The 22,442-nt window shown below is 70.6% G+C and carries 22 protein-coding genes; 8 read left to right on the top strand and 14 right to left on the bottom strand.

Going from position 1 to position 22,442, the window contains the following annotated elements; all coding sequences use genetic code 11:
• Positions 1 to 101: 101 nt before the first annotated feature.
• A complete protein-coding gene (locus AB0I15_RS52115; protein WP_358114282.1) occupies positions 102 to 3,158 on the top strand; it encodes a BTAD domain-containing putative transcriptional regulator in 3,057 nt (1,018 codons plus the stop codon).
• 272 nt (positions 3,159 to 3,430) lie between these two features.
• Here the strand turns inward: AB0I15_RS52115 and AB0I15_RS52110 are convergent, their stop codons facing one another.
• On the bottom strand, positions 3,431 to 4,846 hold the full coding sequence (locus tag AB0I15_RS52110) for a class I SAM-dependent methyltransferase (protein ID WP_358114280.1): 1,416 nt from the start codon (positions 4,844 to 4,846) through the stop codon (positions 3,431 to 3,433).
• 152 nt (positions 4,847 to 4,998) lie between these two features.
• Here AB0I15_RS52110 and AB0I15_RS52105 point away from each other — a divergent pair, with 152 nt between their 5' ends.
• Entirely contained in the window at positions 4,999 to 5,301 is a 303-nt protein-coding gene (locus AB0I15_RS52105) for a hypothetical protein (RefSeq protein WP_358114277.1), read from the top strand.
• A gap of 3 nt (positions 5,302 to 5,304) precedes the next feature.
• Here AB0I15_RS52105 and AB0I15_RS52100 read toward each other — a convergent pair whose 3' ends face one another.
• The 3 genes from AB0I15_RS52100 to AB0I15_RS52090 all read right to left on the bottom strand — a co-directional run bounded on the left by AB0I15_RS52100 (position 5,305) and on the right by AB0I15_RS52090 (position 7,491).
• Positions 5,305 to 6,279 carry an NAD(P)-dependent oxidoreductase gene (locus AB0I15_RS52100; protein WP_358114274.1) on the bottom strand — a complete coding sequence of 325 codons (975 nt, stop codon included), beginning with the start codon at positions 6,277 to 6,279 and terminating at the stop codon, positions 5,305 to 5,307.
• A gap of 103 nt (positions 6,280 to 6,382) precedes the next feature.
• Positions 6,383 to 6,979 (bottom strand): TetR/AcrR family transcriptional regulator, encoded by a 597-nt coding sequence (locus AB0I15_RS52095; RefSeq protein ID WP_358114271.1) that lies wholly within the window; start codon positions 6,977 to 6,979, stop codon positions 6,383 to 6,385.
• Positions 6,976 to 7,491, bottom strand: a complete 516-nt coding sequence (locus AB0I15_RS52090; RefSeq protein WP_358114268.1) for a GNAT family N-acetyltransferase — start codon at positions 7,489 to 7,491, stop codon at positions 6,976 to 6,978. Before AB0I15_RS52090 ends, AB0I15_RS52095 begins: the two co-directional genes overlap by 4 nt.
• Before the next feature lie 59 nt (positions 7,492 to 7,550).
• Between AB0I15_RS52090 and AB0I15_RS52085 the strand changes: the two genes are divergently transcribed.
• From AB0I15_RS52085 to AB0I15_RS52070, 4 genes are all read left to right on the top strand, one after another.
• Complete coding sequence (locus AB0I15_RS52085; protein ID WP_358114265.1) at positions 7,551 to 8,018, top strand: helix-turn-helix domain-containing protein; 468 nt, start codon at positions 7,551 to 7,553, stop codon at positions 8,016 to 8,018.
• A 51-nt stretch (positions 8,019 to 8,069) separates the two neighbouring features.
• A complete protein-coding gene (locus AB0I15_RS52080; protein ID WP_358114264.1) occupies positions 8,070 to 8,870 on the top strand; it encodes an SURF1 family protein in 801 nt (266 codons plus the stop codon).
• Between the two features lie 9 nt (positions 8,871 to 8,879).
• The gene (locus AB0I15_RS52075; protein ID WP_358114261.1) at positions 8,880 to 9,623 is read left to right on the top strand and encodes a tyrosine-protein phosphatase; all 744 of its coding nucleotides are present in this window, start codon (positions 8,880 to 8,882) and stop codon (positions 9,621 to 9,623) included.
• A 154-nt stretch (positions 9,624 to 9,777) separates the two neighbouring features.
• The gene (locus AB0I15_RS52070) at positions 9,778 to 10,974 is read left to right on the top strand and encodes an amidohydrolase family protein (protein WP_358114258.1); all 1,197 of its coding nucleotides are present in this window, start codon (positions 9,778 to 9,780) and stop codon (positions 10,972 to 10,974) included.
• Here AB0I15_RS52070 and AB0I15_RS52065 read toward each other — a convergent pair.
• The 4 genes from AB0I15_RS52065 to AB0I15_RS52050 form a co-directional block, all read right to left on the bottom strand.
• On the bottom strand, positions 10,971 to 11,336 hold the full coding sequence (locus tag AB0I15_RS52065; RefSeq protein WP_358114255.1) for a YkvA family protein: 366 nt from the start codon (positions 11,334 to 11,336) through the stop codon (positions 10,971 to 10,973). The genes AB0I15_RS52070 and AB0I15_RS52065 overlap by 4 nt on opposite strands.
• Before the next feature lie 57 nt (positions 11,337 to 11,393).
• Positions 11,394 to 12,812 (bottom strand): amidase, encoded by a 1,419-nt coding sequence (locus tag AB0I15_RS52060; RefSeq protein WP_358114252.1) that lies wholly within the window; start codon positions 12,810 to 12,812, stop codon positions 11,394 to 11,396.
• A 3-nt stretch (positions 12,813 to 12,815) separates the two neighbouring features.
• On the bottom strand, positions 12,816 to 13,775 hold the full coding sequence (locus AB0I15_RS52055; protein WP_358114249.1) for an LLM class F420-dependent oxidoreductase: 960 nt from the start codon (positions 13,773 to 13,775) through the stop codon (positions 12,816 to 12,818).
• Positions 13,776 to 13,857: 82 nt separating this feature from the next.
• Positions 13,858 to 14,526, bottom strand: a complete 669-nt coding sequence (locus AB0I15_RS52050; protein ID WP_358114246.1) for a TetR family transcriptional regulator — start codon at positions 14,524 to 14,526, stop codon at positions 13,858 to 13,860.
• A gap of 174 nt (positions 14,527 to 14,700) precedes the next feature.
• Between AB0I15_RS52050 and AB0I15_RS52045 the strand changes: the two genes are divergently transcribed.
• Positions 14,701 to 15,660 (top strand): hypothetical protein, encoded by a 960-nt coding sequence (locus AB0I15_RS52045; protein ID WP_358114244.1) that lies wholly within the window; start codon positions 14,701 to 14,703, stop codon positions 15,658 to 15,660.
• Between the two features lie 70 nt (positions 15,661 to 15,730).
• On the opposite strand, the gene AB0I15_RS52040 is transcribed toward AB0I15_RS52045, so the two are convergent.
• From AB0I15_RS52040 to AB0I15_RS52020, 5 genes are all read right to left on the bottom strand, one after another.
• On the bottom strand, positions 15,731 to 16,789 hold the full coding sequence (locus AB0I15_RS52040) for an aspartate-semialdehyde dehydrogenase (RefSeq protein ID WP_358114241.1): 1,059 nt from the start codon (positions 16,787 to 16,789) through the stop codon (positions 15,731 to 15,733).
• On the bottom strand, positions 16,786 to 18,060 hold the full coding sequence (locus tag AB0I15_RS52035) for an aspartate kinase (RefSeq protein ID WP_358114238.1): 1,275 nt from the start codon (positions 18,058 to 18,060) through the stop codon (positions 16,786 to 16,788). The genes AB0I15_RS52040 and AB0I15_RS52035 overlap by 4 nt, the downstream gene beginning before the upstream one ends.
• A gap of 176 nt (positions 18,061 to 18,236) precedes the next feature.
• Entirely contained in the window at positions 18,237 to 18,767 is a 531-nt protein-coding gene (locus AB0I15_RS52030) for a DUF5063 domain-containing protein (RefSeq protein WP_358114235.1), read from the bottom strand.
• Positions 18,760 to 19,359 (bottom strand): recombination mediator RecR, encoded by a 600-nt coding sequence (gene recR / locus AB0I15_RS52025; RefSeq protein ID WP_358114232.1) that lies wholly within the window; start codon positions 19,357 to 19,359, stop codon positions 18,760 to 18,762. The genes AB0I15_RS52030 and recR overlap by 8 nt, the downstream gene beginning before the upstream one ends.
• A 2-nt stretch (positions 19,360 to 19,361) precedes the next feature.
• Positions 19,362 to 19,712, bottom strand: a complete 351-nt coding sequence (locus tag AB0I15_RS52020; protein ID WP_139629532.1) for a YbaB/EbfC family nucleoid-associated protein — start codon at positions 19,710 to 19,712, stop codon at positions 19,362 to 19,364.
• 466 nt (positions 19,713 to 20,178) lie between these two features.
• Here AB0I15_RS52020 and AB0I15_RS52015 point away from each other — a divergent pair, with 466 nt between their 5' ends.
• Positions 20,179 to 21,615 (top strand): GAF domain-containing protein, encoded by a 1,437-nt coding sequence (locus AB0I15_RS52015; RefSeq protein ID WP_358114230.1) that lies wholly within the window; start codon positions 20,179 to 20,181, stop codon positions 21,613 to 21,615.
• Between the two features lie 624 nt (positions 21,616 to 22,239).
• Here AB0I15_RS52015 and AB0I15_RS52010 read toward each other — a convergent pair.
• A partial coding sequence (locus AB0I15_RS52010) for a hypothetical protein (RefSeq protein WP_358114228.1) occupies positions 22,240 to 22,442 on the bottom strand: 203 nt, incomplete at its 5' end.

Raw genomic sequence — 22,442 nt, 5'->3', positions numbered from 1 at the left:
GATCAACGTCTCGGTAAACGATCAGCCCACATCTAGGTGACGAGCAAACATGGATCTATCATTTGGTAACAAATCGTTCCATTGGCTTGGAGACAGACGGCATGGCTGGTCAGAGCATTGAGGGCGGGCTGCGGTTCGCCGTGCTCGGTCCTGTCCGCGCGTGGCGTGATGGCCAGGAACTCGACCTGGGCACCCCGCTGCAGCGCTCCATTCTCGGCATGTTGCTCCTGCGGGAGGGCCGCGCGGTCACCCCGAACGAGATGATCGACGCGGTGTGGGGCGAGGACGCCCCGCCGCGGGCCCTGGGCGCGCTGCGCACCTACGTCTCCAGGCTCCGCACCGTGCTCGAACCCGACAGACCCGCCCGCTCCCGCCCCGAGCTGCTCACCTCCATCGGCCGGGGCTACGCCCTGCGGCTGCCCGAGGACGCGCTCGACCTGGTGCGCTTCGAGCGCGGCATCCACGACGCCGAGGCCGCCCGCAAGGCCGGCCGGCTCTCCGCCGCCGCCGCGGCCCTGCGTGACGCCCTGTCGCTGTTCGAGGGCGAGCCGCTGGCCGGAACCGTCGGGCCCTACTCCGAGCACCAGCGCGACCGGCTGATCGAGCGCCGCATCAGCGTCATCGAGACGCTCATGGACGTCGACCTCGAGCTGGGCAACCACGCGAAGATCGTGTCCGAGCTGATCGCGCTGACCGCCGACCACCCGCTGCGCGAGCGGCTGCGCGCCCAGCTCATGCTGGCCTACTACCGCTGCGGGCGGCAGGGCGACGCCCTCAACGTCTTCACCGAGACGCGCGAGGCGCTCGTCGACGAGCTGGGCATCGAGCCCGGTCCCGAGCTGACCGCCCTGCACCAGCGCATCCTGGCCGCCGACCCCACGCTCTCCGCCACCGCCACCGCCACCGCCGCCGAGGAGCCGTCCGAGGAGCCCGCGGACGAGGAGGAGCAGCCGCCCGCCGCGCTGGAGCTGCCCCGGCCCGCGCAACTCCCCGCCGCCGTCAGCGACTTCACCGGCCGCAAGGAGATCGCGGTACGCCTGCGCACGCTGCTGTCGGCCCAGTCGTCCTCCGAGGGCGTGCCGGTGGCGGCGATCTCCGGCATCGGCGGCGTCGGCAAGACCACGCTGGCGGTGCACGTCGCCCACCTGGTCGACGACGTCTTCCCCGACGGCCAGCTCTACGCCGACCTGCGCGGCTACACCGACGAGGCCACCGCGCCCGAGTCCGTGCTGGGCGGCTTCCTGCGCGCGCTCGGCATCCCGGCCGACGTCATCCCCGACCAGCCGGCGGAGCGTTCGGCGCTCTACCGCTCGATCCTGGCCGAGCGCCGCATCCTGGTGCTGCTCGACAACGCCCGCGACGCCCGCCAGGTCAGCCCGCTGCTGCCGGGCACGCCGGGCTGCGCGGCCATCGTGACCAGCCGGGTCAAACTGGCCGACCTGCCCTCGGCCAAGCTCATCGACCTCGACGTGATGGAGCCGGACGAGGCGCTGTCGCTGTTCTCGTCGGTAGCCGGGGCCGAGCGGGTGTCGGCCGAGCACGGCGCCGCCATGGACGTGGTGGCCGTCTGCGGGTTCCTGCCGCTGGCGGTGCGCATCGTGGCCGCCCGGCTGGCCGCGCGCCCCTCGTGGACGGTCGCCTCGCTGGTGCCCAGGCTGGCCGACGAGCAGCGCCGGCTCGACGAGATGCGGGTGGGCAACCTGGCCGTCGAGGCCACGTTCGCGCTCGGTTACGGTCAGCTCGAGGCCGCCCAGGCCCGCGCGTTCCGGCTGCTGTCGCTGCCCAACGGGCCCGACATCTCCACCGACGCCGCGGCCGCCGTGCTGGGGACGAGCGGGTTCGAGACCGAGGAGGTGCTGGAGTCCCTGGTGGACGCCAGCCTGCTCGAAGCCCCCGCGCCGGGCCGCTACCGCTTCCACGACCTGCTCAAGCTCTTCGCCCGGCGGGCACTCGACAAGGCCGAGCGCCCCCAGGCCCGGACACTCGCGCTGCGCCGGCTGCTCGGCTTCTACCTGGCCTCGACGCAGTCCGCGCACAGGCTGGCCTACGAGGGCAGCATGATCCCGGCCAACCTCGTGGTCGTCTGCGGCGGGCGCGCCTTCACCAGCGTGGACGAGGCCGTGGCCTGGCTGATCGCCGAGGGCGACTCGCTGTTCGCGGCCATCAACCAGGCCGCCTCCTCCGCGCGCGCCGACGACCAGTTGCTGCCCGCCGCCGACCTGCTGGTGGCGATGGAGCCGCTGCTGGAGGCCGGCACGCACATCCGCGAGTTCGACCAGGGCACGCGCGCCGTGCTGGCCGCCGCGCAGGGCCTCGGCGACCAGGCCGGCGAGCTGCGGGCCCGCTACGTGCTGGGCCGGGTGCTGTTCGCCGGCAACCGGCTGAAGGAGGCCGAGGAGCACTTCAGGATCGTGCACGAGCTGTCGGTGGCCCGGCACGAGAAGATCGTCACCGGCGAGGTGCTCAACGCCCTGGCCGTCGTCGTGGGCCGGCAGCGCCGCCACACCGAGGCGCTCGGCCTGTTCGACGCGGCGATGCGCTTCTACCGCGAGAACGGCGTACCGGCCGGAGAGGCGCTGGTCCTCAGCTACTCGGCCCGCGACCACCTGGGCCTGGGCCGTCCTGAGGACGCGATCGCCGCGGCGGAGAAGGGCCTGGCCATCTTCACCGAGATCGGCAGCGGCGCCGGCACCGCCAGGGCCCGCTACCACCTGGGCATCGTGCTGTCGCGGGTCGGCCGCCTGACCGAGGCCGTCCACCACCACGCCGAGTGCCTGGCCTTCTTCCGGGCCAGCAAGCAGCGGGTCTGGGAGCAGCGGGTGTGCTCCAGGCTGGCCGAGACGTTCATCGCCGCCGAGCGCTACCCCGACGCCGTCCGTCACGCCGAGGAGGCCCTGGTGGTCTCCCGCGAGATCGGTCATCCGTACGGCGAGGCGCTGTCGCTCACGGTGCTCGGCAAGGCGCTGCGCGGTCTCGGCAGCACGTCGAGGAGTCTCGACTGCCTACGGCAGGCTTTTGAGATCTTCTCCCGCCTCGGCGCTCCCGAGGCCGGCGACCTCAAAGTCCTGCTCGACGCTCTCCCCCTCGATGAGCCCGTCGATCGGCCCGTCAACGGGCCCGTCAATGGGCCCTTCAACGGGTCCGTCGTCGAGTCCTGAGTACAGCTCGTCGTCCAGACGTGTCATCCACACATGGTTGATCAAGGCTGTCCTTCGGGAGTCACGAATGCTCGTGATCAATGGTTTTCAGCCCGGCCGGCCATCCATGCCGCCACGCGTCGCTAGGGGGCCCGGTTATCCGGATGCTCCGCGCGGTGGCTAGCCGCCTCACTCAGACGGCCGGCCGGACCTGACACGGCCCTCGAACCCCCCAGGTCCGTGTCTTGCCCCAGAGCCTGCACCCGAGGGGTCAACGTCGAATCAACGGGCGATTAAAGCAGGAAGTAACCCTCGGCGATGAGGGGCCGGACCGCGTCGGAGTTGGGGATCTCACCGTCGCCGACCAGCTCGGCGATCACGTTGAGCAACGGCCCGAGCGCCAGCTCGCCGTCGCACACGCCGGCCAGCGCGGCCTCCACCGTGCCGACCTCCCTGCTGCGGCGCAGCCCCTGCGTCTGACGCAGGACGATGCGGATGGGGTCTTCGGCGCCCGGCAGCCCGATCCGCTCGTCCAGCAGACCCTCAGCGGTACGCAGCAGCGCCCCGTCCAGCCCCTCGGCCCGGTGCGCGGCGGCGATGGCGTCGACCACGGAGTCGACGTAGTCGCCGACCGGCAGCGCGACCTGGTGCGCGAGGTGCTCGACGCGGACGACCGGGTCGAGCGTGCCGGAGTTGCGCATGGTGATCCAGCCGAAGCCGATCCCCTCGACCTTGTGCTCGTCGAACCAGGCCAGCCAGCGGTCGTAGTGCTCGGCGTAGGCCCGGGTGCCCTGCTCGGCCGCGTCCTTGAGCCACAGCTCGACATATTCGGCCGGGTCCTGCACGTCGCGCTGGGCCACCCAGGCGTCGCAGCCGGTCTCACGCAGCCAGCCGCCCACGCGGTCGTGCCAGTCCTCGCCTTCGACGTGCAGCCAGTTGGCCAGGAAGTGGGCCTGGCCGCCGGGGTTGAGGTGGCGGGGCGCCCGGCGTACGAGGTCGCGGCAGAAGGAGTCGCCCTCGCCCCCGGACTCCCGATAGGTCAGCCTCCCCTCCCGCGCCGGCGCGATCACGAACGGCGGGTTGCTCACGACGAGATCGAACCGCTCGTCACCGACCGGCTCGAACATCGACCCCGCCCGCGCGTCGACCCCCGAGACCCCGGACAACTCCCAGCTCACCCGGGCCAGCTCCAGGGCGCGCGGGTTGAGGTCGGTGGCCACGACGTGCCCGGCCCGGCCGGCCAGGTGCAGCACCTGCACGCCGCACCCGGTGCCCAGGTCGAGCGCGCGCTCGACCGGACGGCGGGTGACGAGCTGGGCCAGGTTGGCCGAGGCGCCGCCGGCCCCCACCACGTGGTCGGACCGCAGCGCCGGGTCGCCGGGGCGGACCTTCCTGTCGGAGACCAGGTAGCCGCCGGTCTCCCAGGGCTGCAGGTGCACGGTCGCGCTGATCCGGTCGCCGTCGGCCGCGACCAGCCCCGACTCCAGCACCGGCGCCAGCACTGCGGCCGGCACGGCCTTGGCGGGGACGGGGACGCCGAGCCACCACAGTCTGATCAGCGTCGCCAGCGGGTCGCCGTCGGCCGTCGCGCGCAGGGCCGGGACCAGCTCCTCGCGGGCCAGGGCAGTGGCGGCCATGCTGCCCAGGCGCTCACGGACGCCGTCGATCGTGTATCCGGTTTCGAGGAGATGATGGCGCAGTCGTTCCACAAGGCCATCCTTTCACCGCCGACGCCCGCGCATGATCTGATACCGACAGTGCTCATACTGTTACGTAAGTACCCAAGCGTTCTGCAAGCGGGGAACAAGTGGGGCACGGTATCTCTAGGGAAGTCACCACGTCATCCCGAGGAGCGGGCCTCATGCTGATCCCTTGCCTGGCTTGCGAGTCCCGGTTCGGACCCGACGAATACTTCAGCGCCTGCTCCGACTACAACCGCGGCATGGACCTGGTGTCGTGGACGTGCCCGCGCTGCGGAAACCGTGACGACCTGCGCGTGCTGCCCGGCGAGCTGGGCTTCGGCTATCCCTCGCACGGCCGGTTCGACGTGCACGACCGTGTCAGGGTGCCCGGCCTGCGCCGGCACCGCGGCGATCTGCGCCTCGACATCTCCCTCGACCGGGCGAGCTGGCGCGTGCCCACGCGGATCCGGCAGCCCGCCTGACCCCTACGCGGTGCCGGCCACCCGCGCGTCCGTCCGGTACGCATGAGCGGGCGCCTCGCCGCGCAGCATCCGGGCGATGTCCTCCACCAGCTTCTCCGCCACTTCCTGCCGGCTCTCCCCGGTGGCCTCGCCCAGCCGCGGCGTGAGCACCACGTTCGGCAGCCGGGTCAGGGGATGGGCCCGGTCGAGCCACTCGCCTTCGAAGTGGTCGAGCCCCGCGCCGCCCACCTGGCCCTGTTGCAGCGCGTCGACCAGCGCCGTCAGGTCGTGCAGCGCCCCGCGCGAGGTGTTGAGGTAGATCGAGCCGGGGCGCATCGCGCCGAACTCGGTGTAGCCGAACAGGCCCCTCGTCTCCTCGGTCAGCGGCACGTGCAGCGAGACCACGTCGGCCTCGGCCAGCAGCGCGGGCAGCGTGTGGGTGGCCTCGGGCACGAACGGGTCGCAGACGATCACCCGCATGCCCAGGCCCTCACAGCGCCAGCGCATGGCCTTGCCGACGCCGCCGAGGCCCACGATGCCGAACGTCCTGCCGGTCAGCCGCCGGCCGCGGTGGCGCTGGGCCGGGGGGACCTTGTCGTGGTAGACGCGCCCCCTGCGTACCTCTCTGTCGGCGGTGACGATGTTCCTGCTGACCGCGAACATCAGCGCCAGCGTCAGCTCGGCGACCGACTCCGGATCGCGGCCGGCGGCGTGCAGGACGGTCACCCCGCGCTCGGCGGCCAGCGGCAGGTCCACGCTCGTGGGCGGGCTCATGCTGGCCACGACGTCCAGGTGCAGCCCGAGCACCGACGTGCGCACCTGGTCGCCGTCGGTGATGAGCACGGTCGCGCCGGTCTCGATGACGAGATCGGCGAGCTGCTCGTCGGTGAAGCCGAGGCTCGGTCGTGCGGGAACCTCGGTCAGGTCGGCGACCTCGCCCAGGCGGGCGAGCGCGCTCTCCGGCAAGGTGGGCAGTACCAGCGCCCGAGGTCGTCTCACATTTGGACAATAACACCACAGACGGTGCCCAGATCATTGCTCCCCGCGCAGGCGGGACAGGGCCCCGGGCCGACCTTCCGGGCGGGCCGGCGCGGGCTGTTCGTCATGGAGTGGGCTGGCGCAGGCTCTGCCAGGCCGCTTCGCCCAGCCCCTTGATCTCCTCGTCGGTGGGCGTGTGCGCCCCGGCGAACCACAGCCGGCACATCTCCTGCGCCGGGCCCAGCCACAGCACGTAGCACATGGTCGGGTGGACGGGCTGGAGCTGGCCGTTCTTCATGTGCGGCCGCCACCAGTCGGAGACCTTGCGGAAGAAGGCGCGCCGCTCCTCCGCCACCTCCGCGCCGCCCGGCTCGTGCTTGCGCGGCGGGCGCTCCCCGATCAGCAGCCTGGCCCGCTCGGGGTGCTCCCCCGCCCATCGCATGTGGAAGGCCACCACGGCCTCGATGCCGTCGCGGGCCTCCTCATGGCTGACCAGCTCGGCGAGGAACGCGCTCTGGTAGGCGGTCATGATTTCCCCGTACAGCACGCCGAAGACGTGCTCTTTGCTGGCGAAGTGGTGGTAGAAGCTGCCGACGCTGACGCCGCTCTCCTCACGGAGGCTGGCCAGCGTGGTGGCCGACACCCCGTCCTGGCTGAATCGGCGGAGGGCGCCCTCGATGATCCGGGTCCGGCCGTCGCGTCCGTTCTTGACACTCTTCACGCTGTCAATGGTGTGGTACCAGAACGTTGTTCCGCAAATAGGCCAGCCTGATCGATCATAGCGGTCACCGCCACCGACCCCGACGTGACCTTCATCTCGGCGTCGGGCCAGAGCCGGCGGACGAGCCTCAGCACGCGCCGGTTCTCCCCCAGGACGTCCATGCCCACGGTCCTGGCCCCTCGTACGGATGCCCTGATCAGCAGGGTGTCGACCAGCCGAGGGCCGAGCCCGCGGCCCTGCCATTGATCGGCCACGACCACGGCGATCTCCACGTCCGTGCAGCCGCCCTTGAAGCTCATGGCGTGGGCGACGATCTCGCCCGTGTCCGTGGTGGCCACGAGCGCGTCGCGGCGCTCGTCCAGGGTCAGCAGCGCGCGCACCAGGCCCGGGGCCGGCCTGCTGACACCGGTGAAGAACCGGAGCGTCTGCGTGTGCAGCGACAGCCCGGCCAGGAAGCTTCTGATCCGTTCCTCGTCCCCAGGGCGGACCGGGCGGATCTGAGTTCCATGCATAGACTCAGCGTGCCCTCCGAAGGCTGAGTCTGTCAATCGAACTTAGGTATAATGCAAAAATGAACGTTCCCTTCCGGGTGACCAACTGCTCGATCGAGCGCACCCTGGACATCGTCGGGGAGAAGTGGACCTTCCTCGTGCTGCGCGAGGCGTTCAGCGGCGTACGGAGGTTCGCCGACATGCAGGCGAACACCGGCGCCCCCCGCCAGGTGCTGAGCGCCCGTCTGGCCCGGCTGGTCGACGAGGGCCTGCTGCGCAAGGAGCCCTACCGTGAGCCGGGGCAGCGGCAGCGCGACGAATACCGCCTCACGGAGAAGGGCCGCGACCTCTATCCCCTGCTGGTCGCGCTCATGCACTGGGGCGACAAATATCTGACGGGTGACCACGGCCCGCCCGTGCTGCTCACCCACCGCGACTGCGGCGCCCCCATCGGGCTGCGCTTCCACTGCTCGGACGGCCACGACGTGGCCGGGCCGCGCGAGGTGACGCCGGTGCCGGGGGGCGGCGCGGAGCTCAGGAGCGCCTGAGCAGGGCGGTCGCGTCAAGGGGCACCGCTCCCGGTGCCTACTCTTGGAGGCGTGTACCGGTTCCTGCTGACGCCCCGATGGGTCGCGCTCCACGTGGTGGTGCTGCTGGTCATTCCCGCCTTCGTGTTCCTCGGGCGCTGGCAGTTCGGGCGGTTCGAGGAGCGGTCGGCCAACAGCGAGCGGGTGACCGCCAACATCGAGGCCGCGCCCGTGCCGCTGGACCGGCTGGCGGGCCCGGGGCGGCCGGTCCGCGAGGACGACCGGTTCAGGAAGGTCACGGTCGCGGGCACGTACGACCCCTCCCACGCCCTCCTCGTACGCCGCCGCCCCCAGGAGGGCCACAACGGCTACTACGTCCTGACCCCGCTCGTCACCGGCGCCGGCACGGCCGTGATCGTGAACCGGGGCTGGGTCCCGGCCGGCGCCACCGCCGACGCCACGCCCGATGTGCCGGCCCCGCCCACCGGCCAGGTAAATGTCACTGGGCGGCTACGGCTGGGCGAGACCGAGGAGTCCAGCGGGATCAGGAACCGGCCCGGGCTGCCGGCCGGCCAGGTGCTACTGATCAACCCCGACGAGATCGGGAAAGGCCTCCCCTACCGGCTCGTGGACGGCTATGTGGAGCTGACAGAGCAGCAGCCCAAGCCCGCTGCCGCGCCCGCGCCGGTGCCCGCGCCCGACGTCGGCTCGGGAGGCGGGCTCAACCTGGCCTACGGCGTCCAGTGGTGGCTGTTCATCGGCATCGCGGTCTTCGGCTGGGGCCTGCTGATCCGACGGGAGGTCGCCGAGCGGAAGGCTCAGGAGGCGTCTGACGCCTCAGCGCCCCAGGAGGCGCCGACCGCCGCCAATTAAGGTTGGAGAGTGATCCGCCACATTGAGTTCACCAACCTCTCCAACTTCCGCGACGTAGGTGGATATGCCGCCAAGGACGGGCGCACCGTCAGGTGGCAGCGGCTCTACCGGGCCGACTCCCTCGGCTGGCTGGCCGGTGACGACCTGCCGGCCTTCCAGGCGCTGCGCGTCCGCAGCATCATCGATCTGCGGCACCCCTATGAGGTCGAGAAGGCCGGACGCGTCCCGGCGACCGAGGGGCAGCACTACCAGAACCTGCCCATCGAAGGACGCCGGTGGGACACCGCCGCCTTCAGCGAGGAACGCGGCATCGGCCGCTATCTCGCCGACCGCTACCTCGAGGTGACCGAGGACGGCGTCGAGAACCTCCGGATCGCCCTGGAGACGATCGCCAGGGCCGACAACGCCCCCGTGACCGTCCACTGCGCCGCCGGCAAAGACCGCACCGGCGTGCTCATCGCGCTGGTCCTGTCGCTGGCCGGCGTGGACGAGGACGACATCGTGGCGGACTACGCGCTCACCGGCCTGGCCACCGAGCGCTTCATCGCCGACTGGAGCCGCAGGCATCCGGGCGCGCCCCTGTGGCCGGGGTTCGGTCTGGCCCCCGCCGAGGCGATGCGGTTCTTCCTGACCGATCTCACGGCCCGGCACGGCTCGATCGAGGGATACGTCACGCAGGTGCTCCAGCTTTCCGCCGAGAGCATCGCCGAACTTCGTGCCCATTTGCTGACTGAACAGATCTCAGAAGGGTAGAGGGCGACCGGGCCCGTCCCTGCGCGAGCGGGCCTCCTCCTCCCGGGATCGCCAGCCAACCCCCTCCCGGCGGTCCCGGGTCAGAAGATCTCGGATACCCAACGGATACGTCGCAGCTTGTTCGACGTTATCCCGCCGTCGTACGGTTACGTGCGTGACTACGCCGCTGCTCCCCGACCCTGACCCCAGGCGGCGCGACTATGTGATCATCTCTGCCGACGATCACCTGATCGAGCCTCCCGACCTGTTCGAAGACCGGTTGCCGGAGAAATACGCTGAGGTCGCGCCCAAGGTCGTCGAGACGGAGGCGGGTCATCAGGTTTGGCGCTACGGTGGCGCCACCTACCCGTGCGCCGGCATCGACGTGGGCGCGGGACTGCCCAGAGAGCAGTGGACGCTCGAACCCGTCAGGTTCGACCAGATGCGCCCCGGCTGCCACGACATCGAGGCACGCATCGAGGACATGGACGTCGCCGGCATCTGGGCCGCTCTCTGCTTCCCCGGCATGCTGGCCGGGCAGTCGGGCATGCCGTTCGCCAGGACCCGCGACCAGGAGCTGGGCCTGGCCCTGGTGAAGGCATGGAACGACTGGCACATCGACGTCTGGGCGGGCACCTACCCCGAGCGGATCATCGGCCTGCAGCTTCCGTGGCTGCCCGATCCCGACGTGGCCGCCAAGGAGATCCGCGCCAACGCCGCCAGGGGCTTCAAGGCCGTGGTCTTCCCCGAGTTCCCGACGCGGCTGCGCCTGCCGTCGATCCACTCGGGCCACTGGGACCCGTTCTTCGCCGCCTGCGAAGAGACCGGCACCGTCGTCTGCCTGCACACCGGTGACTCGTCGTGGTCTCCTGTGCCCTCGCCCGACACACCCATCGAGGCCATCACCACGCTGATGCCGACCAGCGCGATGTTCGCCTGCGCCGACTGGCTCTGGTCCGGGCTGCCGCTGCGCTTCCCGTCGCTGCGCATCCTCATCGTCGAGGGCGGCGTGGGCTGGCTGCCGATGCTGGCCGAGCGCGCCGACTACGCCCTCGACCACCCGGTGGCCGGTGAGGCGTCGTGGGAGGGCGGGCTCAAGCCGAGCGAGGTGCTGCGCCGCAACTTCTTCTTCGGCACGCTCGACGACCACGCCCTGTCGGGCGTGCGGCTCGCGGTCGGGCTCGACCACGTGCTGCAGGAGAGCGGCTACCCGCACTCCGACTCGACCTGGCCCGACACGCAGAAGTCGGTGGCCCGCAACCTCGGCACGCTCCCGCCCGCCGACATCGCCAGGGTCGCCTACGGCAACGCGGCCCGCCTGTTCGGCCACCCGCTCCCGTCACGCGCCTGGCTGCGGATGGAGGAGATCTAGCGTTCTTCCAGGCGCCCCTGGTCTTCCAGGCGGCCCTGGATGATGCTCCGCTCGTGCTCGACATAGCGCCCGCTCTCGCCGAGCAGCGACGACATCAGCCACAGGAAGACACCGAAGTCGTCGGCCACGCCGATGACCATCAGGAATTCGGGCAGGACGTCGATCGGCGAGAGGATGTAGAGGACGCCGAAGCCGAGCATGGCGAGCTTGCCCTTGCCCATGCCGGCGTAGCGCCCGCGCATGACCGCGCCCACCATGCGCGGGATCGCCCGGACCCGGGTCATGAGACCGGGCGATCCGGGTTTGGTCACCTCGCGGTAGGTCCGCAACGCCGCCGCTGCCCGTGCTGCCTTCGCCATCATGTGATCTCCCTTACCCCGGGCTTTCACGACATAACGCGTCAGCCGGGCCACGAGTTCCTAGCGCAGGGCCGTGTGCTCGAAGGGCCTGGCCCGCTCGATCTGCGCCGCCACGCGGATCAGCAGGTCCTCCCTCCCGGCCGCCGCCACGAGCTGTACGCCCACCGGCAACCCCGCCGCGTTCGTGTGCAGCGGCAGCGACACGGCCGGCTGCCCGGTGGCGTTGACGGGCGAGGTGTAGGAGACGACGTAGGCGGTCCTGCCGAACGCCACGCTGAGGTCGTCGGGCGGGATCCAGCCCAGCGGGAACGGCGCCACCCCCATCGACGGCGCCAGCAGCAGGTCGTGGCCGGCGCTCCACCACCCGGCCATGCGGCGGCGGAAGCCGTCCACCCACTGTGTGGCCAGGATGTGGTCGGCGGCGCTGTGCCGGCGTGCCGCGTTCACCATGGCGGCGTTGCGCGGTTCGAGCTCGTCGAGCTCCACCGGCTTGCCGCGCAGCTCGCCCAGGGCCGCCACGTGGGCGGCCAGGTTGTCGGCCACGATGGCGCCGAAGTGCTCGGGGAAGCGCGGGTCGCCGAGCGCCTCGGGGCCGCCGGGCGCGACGTCGTGGCCGAGCGACTCCAGCAGCGCGGCGGCCCCGGTGACGGCCTCGGTCAGCTCGGGCACCTCCGGCACGTCGCCCCGGGGGTGCGTGGTCAGGAACCCGATCCGCAACCTGCCCGGGTCCCTGCCGACCTCGTCGGCCAGCCGGCCGGGCAGGGCGGGGGCGGCGTACGGGTCGCCCGGGTACGGCCCGGCGACGACGTCGAGCGCCGCGGCCGTGTCGCGTACGGTCCTGCTGACGAACCCCGGGCACGAGAACCCGCTCCACCCCTCGCCCATGACCGGCCCCATGCTCACACGCCCGCGCGTCGGCTTGAGCCCCACCAGGCCGCACATGGACGCGGGGACGCGAATCGAGCCGCCGCCGTCGCTGGCGGTGGCCAGGGCGACCATCCCGGCGGCCACGGCGGCGGCCGACCCGCCGCTCGAACCACCCGCCGAGTACGCCACGTCGTACGGATTGCGCGTCGCCCCGAACGCCACCGGCTCCGTGGTGATCGTGCTGCCGAACTCGGGCGTGTTCGTCCGCCCGAGCAGCACGAACCCGGCCTCCCGCAGCCGCACGACACCATAGGCGTCCGCCGCGTTCTCGACGCCGTCGCGGACGAGCGAGCCCGCGCTGTAGGGCTCGCCCGCCTCCCGCCACCCGAGATCCTTCAGCAGGATCGGCACCCCACGGAAGGGCGCGTCCGGCGGGATGGCGTCGATCTCGGCCAGCGCCCGCTCGAAACGGCGGTGGACGACCGCGTTCAGGTCGCCGTCGTGGGCCTCGATGTGCGCGATCGCGGTCTCGGCCAGCTCACGGGCCGACACCTGGCCGTCCCTGACCGCCCGCGCCTGCCCGACCGCGTCCAGCCTCAGCACCTCGTCCATGGTCTACCCCTTCGGCGCCAGATCCCGGACTGCCTGGTCGATGGAGATCTCGCCGCCCGGGATGGGGGCGAGCACGGGAGTGTCGAGCCCGCCCGCCACGTACTCCTGGATCCTGGCCCGGCAGGTGGCGGCGTCGCCGTGCACGATCAGGGCGTCGACCACCTCGTCGGGGATGGCCTTGAGCGCGGCCTGCCGGTCGCCGGCCGCCCACGCCTCGTGCATGGGGCGCAGCACCTCGCCGCGACCGAGCCAGTCGTGGAAGGCGGCGTACACGGGGACGGTGAGGTAGCTCGCCAGCATCCACCGGCCCAGCTCCCGCACTCGGTCGGCGTCCTCGCTGACGCAGACGAACAGGCGGGCGATCAGCTCGGTGCCGGGGCCGATCTCCGCCCGGACCTTGCGCACGTCGTCAGGTGAGAGCCAGTTCGTGATGGCCCCGTCGGCCTCCTCGGCGGCCAGGCGCAGCATTCTGGGGCGCAGCGCGGCCAGCACGATCTTGGGCGGCGTCTTGGGGGCGCGTTCCAGCTTGAAGCCCTTGATCTCGAACGTCTCGTACGCCTCCGAGACCTTCTCCCCGGCCAGCGCCTTCTTCAGGAAGCGCAGCGTGTCGCGGGTGCGCGCGTACGGCTTGGCGAACGTGCCCGCGTTCCACCGCTCCACGATGGCCGGCGAGGACGCGCCGATGCCGAGCACGAACCGCCCCGGCGCCAGGTCGGCCAGCGTGGCCGCGGACATGGCCAGCAGCCCGGGGCCGCGCGTCGAGACCGGCACGATGGCGCTGCCCAGCCTCACCCCCGGCGCCCACTGCGCGGACATGGCCAGCGGCACGAAGCCGTCGGCCCCGTTGACCTCGGCCGACCACACGTCGGTGTATCCGAGCCCGGGCAGCTCCTCGATCAGCTCCCGTGAGTTCGACAGTGAGCGGTCGTAGAAGGGGATGGTCATCCCCCAGTTCTGCGTCATTCACGCCCTCCAGCGCCTGACACGGCGACCCGAGGCCGGCCGCCACACGCGTCCCACCGTACCAACCGCTCGGTATGTTCTCCTATGCGCGCAACTCATGAACCGCGGCGATGAAGTCCTTCGTGATCCCGCGCAGCCCCGGCAGGTGCGACAGCCCGACCAGCCGATCGACGAGCGGCACCGTGACCTCGATCAGCCGGTAGGTCCGCGCGCACCCCGGCGACGTGTCATGCACCCAGAACAGCACCATCCCCATGGACAGCAGCCAGAGCAGCTCGGGCAGCTCCTCGCGCAGCTCGGCGTTCATGCGGTCGCGCGACCCCTCGACGACCTGGCGGTAGATGGCGATGGACGCCTCACGCGCCGGCGACGACTGCTCGCTGAACGGGCTCAGCGGGTTGGTCGGCTCGGCCGCGTGCTTGAAGAACTTCACCGCGAACTCGTGGTACGGCTCCGACACGCGCACCCACTCGCGCAGCACCCCGCTCAGCCTGGCCGCGAACGCCGCCTCCGTCGCCAGGAACTCCCTGCAGGCCTCCTCGTGCTCGGCCTGGGCACGGTCGTAGTAGGCCTGGATCAGCGCCTCTTTGCTCTCGAAGTAGTAGTAGGCGTTGCCCACCGACACTCCGGCCTCAGCGGCGATGGCGCGCATCGTGGTCGCGTCGAAGCCCCGCTCTCTGAACAGTCGCAAGGCCGTCTCGACGATGACCTCTCGGGTGCTCTCCGCTCCTCGGTTCCGGGCTTCGGCCACGCTCGTCACTTTACGTCGTGGAGTGAGGTTAGGTCATGGAGCCGCACGGTGATCACCGCCACAGGGCAAAGTTGCACCTGCGGCATGAGTTATCTCCTGTGAAAGGTGGGATTGTCGTTTCAGGCGGAAGGGCTATTTCCGCGAAAAGGCATCGACATGTGGATACGTGGAACAGTGCGCCTCATCGTAGTCGCGCTCCTCGGCATTGAGATCACCATAATCGCGCTGGCCTCGGCCGCCTCCGCCGCCACCCACCCCGAAGGGTCGACGGTCCAGGGCAGCCTGTACGAGGCCGGTCCCGGCGGCTGGGACGACGGCCCGGCGTACTGGGAGCGGGCGGCCATGGCCGCGGCGCTCTCCGACGCCTACGAGGTCGGGCCCCGCCTGGCCGGACCCTGGGCGTTCGAGCGGCTCATGGAGGCCCGCGAGCGGCTCATGGCCATGCGGGACTGGCCGATCAGCGACTCGCAGTGGCCCGTGTACCGCGAGGACCGGGCGCAGGTGATCCGCGAACGGCCCAACGCCGTCGAGGAGGACCACACGGACCTGGTGGAGGAGCAGCGGCTCACGGCCCACTCGGCGGACGTGGCGGAGGAGCGGCGGCTCAAGGCCCGCTCAGCGGCCGAGAAGCCGCAACGGAGCCCCGTGCACACCAGAGTCACCAAGATGCCTCAGGCCCGGCCGCTCATCGCTCACAAGCGCGCTCACGTCGATCTGACGCGGGTCATGCCCAGGCAGGCCGTCCACATGTCCCACCGCACGGCCAACGGCTGGCTGAAGAGCGCGGGGCTGAAGACGAAGTCGACCGGCAACTGCACGAGCAAGCACATGCACCACTGCACGTCGCTCGACTCCGTGCGGACCAGGACGGTCGCCAAGGCCATCGAGCTGAAGCGGGTGAGCGGCTGTCCGATCATGGTGACGGGCGGCACGGAGAGAGGCCACGCTCCCGGCCACTTCAGCCACGGGAACGGCTACAAGCTCGACATCTCCCACAACGCCTGCATCGACCGGCACATCATGAAGAACCATGACAAGGCCGGGGTGCGCAGCGACGGAGCCGCCCTCTACAAATCGCCCTCAGGCACGACGTTCGCCGACGAGAGCGACCACTGGGACATCCTCTTCCGGTGACAGGGCCACGGCGCCGCACCGGCAAGAGGTGTGACGCCGCACGAGACGCACGGCGTCACACCACCAAGGATCAGAACTCGGCCGCCACCAGCTCGGCGATCTCCGCCGCGTTGAGCGCCGCACCCTTGCGCAGGTTGTCACCGCACACGAACAGATCGAGCGTGTTCGGGAAGTCGATCGCCTGACGGACACGGCCCACATAGGTCGGGTCCGTGCCCACCACGTCGAGAGGCGTCGGGTAGATCCCGTTGTCCGGGTCGTCCATCAGGACCACCGTCGGCGCCGCCTCCAGGACGCGGTGCGCGTCGGCGACCGTGATCTCGCGTGCGAACCGCGCGTGCACGGCCAGGGAGTGCGTCGTGATCACCGGCACGCGGACACAGGTCGCGGAGACCTTCAGGTCCGGGATGCCGAGGATCTTGCGGGACTCGTTGCGGAGCTTGAGCTCCTCGGAGGCCCAGCCGTCACCCTTGTTGGAGCCGGCCCACGGCACCACGTTGAACGCGATGGGCGCCGGGAACGGCGACTCCTCCGGCAGCTTGTTGGCCAGCACCTTGCGTACGTCGCCCGCTGCCTGCCCGACCGTGCGGTCACCGGCCAGCGCCTCGATCTCGTCGTAGAGCCGCGCCGAACCCGCCACACCCGCGCCCGAAACCGCCTGGTAGGAGGCGACGACCAGCTCGGTGAGCGTGAACTCGGCGTGCAGCGCGCCCATGGCCGCCATCATCGACAGCGTCGTGCAGTTGGGGGTCGAGATGATGTTGCGCGGCCGCTCACGCGCGTCGAGCGGGTTGACCTCGGGCACGACCAGCGGCACGTCCGGCTCCATGCGGAACGTCCCCGACTTGTCGATCGCGATGGCGCCGCGCTCGGCCGCGATCGGCACCCACACGGCCGACACCTCGTCGGGCACGTCGAAGATGGCCACGTCGACGCCGTCGAACACCTCGGGCGCGAGGGCCTGCACCACGATGTCCTCGCCCCGGACCTGGAGCACCTTGCCCGCCGAACGCGGGGAGGCGACGAGACGGATCTCGCCCCAGATGTCCGCACGCGTCGACACGATGTCGCGCATGACGGTGCCCACGGCACCGGTGGCCCCGATCAGGGCGAGAGTAGGCCTGCTCATCGTCCACTACCTCCATACACCACGGCTTCGACCTGGTCGGCGTCGAGATCGAAGGCACGGTGGGCGGCCGCCACGGCCACGTCCACACCGTCCTGCCCGACGATCACAGAGATGCGGATCTCCGAGGTGGAGATCATCTCGATGTTGACCCCCGCGTCGGCGAGGGCCGCGAAGAACGTCGCGGTGACGCCGGGGTGCGAGCGCATGCCTGCGCCGATCAGCGACACCTTCCCGATCTGGTCGTCGAACAGCAGCGACTCGTAACCGATCTGGGCCTGGATCTTCTTCAGCGACGTCAGCGCCGTCTGGGCGTCGGCCGTGGGCAGCGTGAACGAGATGTCCGTGCGCCCAGTGGCCGCGGCCGAGACGTTCTGCACGATCATGTCAATGTTGATCTCGGCGTCGGCCAGCGTTTTGAAGATCGAGGCAGCCTCGCCGACCTTGTCGGGGACCCCGACAACAGTGATCTTGGCCTCGCTCCGGTCGTGCGCGACGCCGGAGATGATCGGCTGCTCCATCTCGGTTCCTTCGGTGTAAGGGTCGGAGACGACCCACGTGCCTTCCTTGGTGCTGAAAGAGCTGCGTACGTGAATCGGCAGGTCGAAACGGCGAGCATATTCCACGCAGCGCAGATGCAGGATCTTCGCGCCGCAGGCCGCCATCTCCATCATCTCGTCGTAGGAGATCCTGGGGATCTGCTGAGCCGCCGGCACGATGCGCGGGTCGGCAGTGAAGATGCCGTCGACGTCGGTGTAGATCTCGCACACATCGGCGTTCAGCGCCGCCGCCAGCGCCACGGCCGTGGTGTCGGAGCCACCCCGGCCCAGTGTGGTGATGTCCTTGGTGTCCTGCGAGACGCCCTGGAAGCCGGCCACGATCGCGATGTGACCCTGGTCGATGGCCTCCTGGATGCGGCTGGGCGTCACGTCGATGATGCGCGCCTTGCCGTGGGTGGAGTCGGTGATCACGCCGGCCTGCGAGCCGGTGAACGAGCGCGCCTCGTGGCCGAGGTTGGCGATCGCCATCGCGAGCAGGGCCATCGAGATGCGCTCGCCCGAGGTCAGCAGCATGTCGAGCTCGCGGCCCGGGGGCAGCGGCGACACCTGCTCGGCCAGGTCGAGCAGCTCGTCCGTCGTGTCTCCCATGGCGGAGACGATGACGACCACGTTGTTGCCGGCTTTTTTCGTCGCGACGATCCGCTGCGCGACCCGCTTGATGCAGGACGCGTCGGCGACGGACGAACCACCGTACTTTTGCACAACGAGCGCCACGAGAGTCTCCCGGTTTGGACTGTGAGGTGCCAGTCTACTGGGGGCCTCTCATGCGCCTGATGGCACGTACCAGCGAGAAACCTGCGCTCCGACCTGCCGTCCTGTGCTTTTTCCCAGGTCGGGGCCATGGCGGCGGGCCGCCTGGCAGATTTCTCACTGGACCACTATGTGGACGATCAAACCGTGGTGGTCTCCTCGGCCACGTCAAGGCGCGAATGCGCCGCGAGGGCCTGCAGCGCGCGCATCGCCGCGCCCGCGTGGTTGCCCCAGGTGTTGAAGTAGGAGTATTGCCACCACCACAGCGCCTCGTGGGGCCGGCCCGCGTGATAGTGCCGCAGCCCGTGGATGAGGTCGGCGGCGACCGCGGTCAGGTCGTCGGAGAGCCGGTAGGGGGTGACCGCGGTGTCCTTGTACGGGTCGAACACCTCGGCGTAGTCGTCGACGGCCTCGAGCCGCTCGGCCAGCGCCGTGCGGACGCTGTCGATGTCGGGGTCCTCGCTCATCGGCGGCTCGTAGTTGCCGGCCAGGATGACGTCCTGGTTGGCGCCGAGCTTGGCGCCCGCCAGACTCACCTGGGCGACCTCCACCAGCAGCAGCGACCAGATGGCGTCGCCGCCCTCGCCGCCCGCGACCCTGGTCAGGCCGTCCACGTAGTTCGTCGCGTGCCCGGCGATCTCCTCCGCCAGCGCGCTCCACTGGTCAGACATCCAGCAGCCTCCGTCCTTCGAACGCGCGGCCCAAGGTCACCTCGTCGGCGTATTCGAGGTCACCGCCCACAGGCAGACCGCTGGCCAATCGTGTCACTTTGATGCCCATCGGCTTGACCAGACGGGCCAAGTAGGTAGCCGTCGCCTCGCCCTCCAGATTGGGGTCGGTGGCGAGGATGAGCTCGGTGACACTGCCGTCGGCCAGGCGGGTCATGAGCTCGCGGATGCGCAGGTCGTCGGGGCCGATGCCGTCGATCGGGCTGATCGCGCCGCCGAGCACCTGGTATGTGCCCCGGAACTCGCGCGTCTTCTCGATCGCCACGACGTCCTTCGACTCCTCGACCACGCAGATGACGTGCGTGTCGCGACGCGGGTCACGGCAGATGCGGCACTCCTCCTCGGAGGCCACGTTTCCGCAGACCCGGCAGAAGCGGACCTTCTCCTTGACCTCGAGCAGTGCGTGCGCCAGCCGTTTGACGTCGGCCGGATCGGCCGCCAGCAGGTGGAACGCTATCCGCTGCGCGCTCTTGGGACCGACGCCGGGCAGCAGGCCCAATTCGTCGATCAGGTTCTGGACGACCCCCTCGTACATGCCTAGAACCCTGGCAACTGTCCGAGGCCGCCGCCACCCAGCCCCTGGGCGAGCGGGCCGAGTTTCTCCTGCTGCAGGTCGGCGGCCGCGCGCACGGCGTCGCGGACGGCCGCGATCACCAGGTCGGCGATCGTGTCGGCGGTGTCCTGCGCGTCGCCGGCGTCGATCACGCTCGGGTCGATCTTGAGCTCCAGCAGCTCGCCAGAGCCGTTGACGACGGCCGTGACCAGGCCACCGCCAGATGAGCCCTCGATCTGCGCGTCGTTGAGCTCCTGCTGGGCGCTCACAAGCTGCTGCTGCATGAGCTGGGCCTGCTCCAGCAGCTGCTGCAGGTTGACATCCCCTGGGTTCACCGTCGTGCGCTCCTCGTGGCTCCGCGTTCTTGACTGCCACGAGCCTACGGTGTTTGAGCGGAGTCATGTACTGGGGTGTCCCCACGTTTCGTACACGGGCTGGCTGTCCTGGACGCTCGTCCCACCCCGCGCGTCGCCCGTGGTCGCGCGTTTCCCTCTCGGAACGGTTGTCCTGGCCTGGTTCTCATGTCGTGATCGAGGTCTGTTGTCACCGGAGAGTCATCGTTTCCGCGCCCTTCAGGTCGGGCGCGGTTTTTGGCCGGGTCTCGGCCCCCCTCCAGCGTCCGAGACCCGGCCACCACGTCGGCGGAGCGGCCGCACCACGCCGACGCGTTGATCCGGGACGCTACGCAGAGGAACGTTGCACACACGTTGCGTTCATTCAATCACCCTCTGCAATCCCCCCGAACGGGTTGCGCAGATGGCGCGCACGACGGATGCTCTAGTTGACTACTTGGAGTGACCGATGAGTTACGCCCATCTCGACGCGTACTCCCGCCTTCTACGCGGAGCGCACGAAGCCGCGGCCACCGGCCATGCCTGGCCGGCGTCTCCCCGCCACCTGATCAAGGCCTCGTGGCGCCGCTCGCTGGACGCCGGGATCGACCCAGAAGGCAAGAGTGCCCCACTCGTCTACGACCTTTCGCATATCAGGGACATCCGCCGGACCCACCCCCTGCAGCCGCTCCTGCCCCTGCTCGCCCAGACGCTGTCCGGACTGGCGGGCGAGACCCGCCAAGTCATGATCGTCACCGATGGCGACGGCAGGGTGCTCTGGCGCGAGGGCAGTCACTCGATCATGCGGCGCGCCGACCAGGTCGGCCTGGCCGCCGGACACCAGTGGAACGAGACCAGCGTCGGCACCAACGGCATCGGCACCGCCCTGGCGACGGGCCGGCCCGTACACGTCTACTCGGAGGAGCACCTCATGCGGGTGCTGCACATCTGGTCGTGCAGCGCCGCGCCCATCACCGACCCCGACTCGGGCCGGGTCATCGGCTGCGTGGACGTCAGCGGCACGGCCAGCAGCCTGCACCCCGCCACCGTCGCCCTCGTCGCCGCCACGGCCAAGCTGGCCGAGACGCAGCTCGCCCTGCGCATGCACGAACGCGACGAACGCCTCAGGCGCCGCTACGAGGCGCTACGCGGCCGGCCCGGCATCCTGCTGTCGGCGACCGGCCGGATCATCTCGGGCGACCCCTCAGGCGAGCTGGGCACCCGCGTCCACCTGGGCGAGCACGCGCGCTTCACCGGCCGGCGCCTGATCCTGCGCGACGGGACCGTCGCCCTGCTCGAGCCCTTCGCCGACGGCTTCCTCCTGCGCCCCTCGTCGTCGGCCGAGCCGCCCACCCTGACGCTGTCGTTCCTCGGAGAGAGCCCGCCCTCGGCCACGTTCGGCGACCACGACCGGCCGCTGTCCCTGCGGCACGCCGAGATCCTCGCCCTCCTGGCCCTGCACCCCCACGGCCTGACCGCCGAGCAGCTCTCCTTCCACCTGTACGGGGACGACGGCAACCCGGTGACGATCAGGGCCGAGATCCACCGGCTGCGGGCCCAGCTCGGGGACGCGATCGCGGCCAAGCCGTACCGGCTGACGTGCCCGATCGAGGCCGACTTCCTGGAGCTGCGCGGCCTGCTGTCCGCGAACGACCCGGCCTCACTGGCCCGCGCCTACCCGGGGCCGCTGCTGCTGCGGTCGGAGTCGCCGGAGATCCGGCGCGAACGGGACGAACTCGAGGCCCAGGTGCGGGCGTGCCTGCTGCGGCGGGGGGCGCCTGACGATCTGTGGGCGTATGCGCAGACGTGCAACGGGCGCGACGACTACGAGGTCCTGGAGCGCCTCACTACCCTCTCCCCGACCGACCCACGCTCCGCCGCCGCCCGCTCTCGATTGCTCGCGTAACGGCTCTTACCGCACTTCTAACAGCATCTTGTACGGCGGTGCACGGGAGGGCACTCCCCGCCGTCGTCCCGACCGGCCCTCACTTCAACGCCCCTCGGCCGCCCGGGCTGAGACCGTGACGTCGCCATGTTGCCCGGCTGAGTGGTGCCGTGGCCCCCTCAGCGCGCTCCCCATCGTCGACCGAGACAGGCGCAAGCGTCTTCGTCCCACGCCCTCACACACCGCACCCTGCCCATCGACCCTCGCCCACCCACGCACCTGCCCGGACCCTCACCCACGCGCATCACCCGCCTACCGGGCCTCCACTCCCGCCCACTGAGCACGAGCCGGGCCGTCCGCCCTCGCGCACCACGCGCCTGCCGGGTCGTCGGCCTCCGCACACCACGCTGCTGCCGAGTCGGCCGTCCTCGCGCACCACATCCACCCGTGCCGTCCACCTTCAGCGTGGCCCGCCCGGAGAAGGGATCAGCCCCACCACCGGCCCGCGTAACCGTCGGCCACCCCTTGCAGGCCAGATCCCATGACCGATGACCTGCCCTCACCTGACGTGCCGCCCTCTTGTCGGAGGCCCGTCCAAGCACAGTGCCCGCCATACCCCTGGCCATCCGCCCGCGCACGGCCGGCTCAGGCGTGGTCGATCTCGCCGATCACCTGGGCGCCGAGTTCCCGTTCCAGCAGAGCCATGCCGGAGACCGCGTCCACATCGGCGTCGGCGTCGTTCAGCGGGTCTACCTCATCAACGTCGACGCCCTTGTTGCGGCCCGGGACCGCGGCCGGCCATGCCGCGCCACCGCCGCCCCCCCCCCCCCCCCCCCCCCCCCCCCCCC

The sequence above is a fragment of the Nonomuraea sp. NPDC050643 genome (assembly GCF_040654715.1).
Taxonomy (GTDB): Bacteria; Actinomycetota; Actinomycetes; order Streptosporangiales; family Streptosporangiaceae; genus Nonomuraea.
Note: the sequence above shows the minus strand (reverse complement) of the source record. Positions and strands in the feature narration are given on the sequence as shown.

Excerpts from the sequence above, each read along its gene's own strand:
- AB0I15_RS52115 (WP_358114282.1), top strand. The coding sequence starts at position 102 with ATGGCTGGTCAGAGCATTGAGGGCGGGCTGCGGTTCGCCGTGCTCGGT.
- AB0I15_RS52060 (WP_358114252.1), bottom strand. The coding sequence starts at position 12,812 with ATGGACGAGGTGCTGAGGCTGGACGCGGTCGGGCAGGCGCGGGCGGTC.
- AB0I15_RS52015 (WP_358114230.1), top strand. The coding sequence starts at position 20,179 with ATGAGTTACGCCCATCTCGACGCGTACTCCCGCCTTCTACGCGGAGCG.
- AB0I15_RS52065 (WP_358114255.1), bottom strand. The coding sequence starts at position 11,336 with ATGATGGCGAAGGCAGCACGGGCAGCGGCGGCGTTGCGGACCTACCGC.
- AB0I15_RS52030 (WP_358114235.1), bottom strand. The coding sequence starts at position 18,767 with ATGTCTGACCAGTGGAGCGCGCTGGCGGAGGAGATCGCCGGGCACGCG.
- AB0I15_RS52090 (WP_358114268.1), bottom strand. The coding sequence starts at position 7,491 with ATGCATGGAACTCAGATCCGCCCGGTCCGCCCTGGGGACGAGGAACGG.
- AB0I15_RS52040 (WP_358114241.1), bottom strand. The coding sequence starts at position 16,789 with ATGAGCAGGCCTACTCTCGCCCTGATCGGGGCCACCGGTGCCGTGGGC.
- AB0I15_RS52105 (WP_358114277.1), top strand. The coding sequence starts at position 4,999 with ATGCTGATCCCTTGCCTGGCTTGCGAGTCCCGGTTCGGACCCGACGAA.
- AB0I15_RS52085 (WP_358114265.1), top strand. The coding sequence starts at position 7,551 with ATGAACGTTCCCTTCCGGGTGACCAACTGCTCGATCGAGCGCACCCTG.
- AB0I15_RS52055 (WP_358114249.1), bottom strand. The coding sequence starts at position 13,775 with ATGACGCAGAACTGGGGGATGACCATCCCCTTCTACGACCGCTCACTG.
- recR (WP_358114232.1), bottom strand. The coding sequence starts at position 19,359 with ATGTACGAGGGGGTCGTCCAGAACCTGATCGACGAATTGGGCCTGCTG.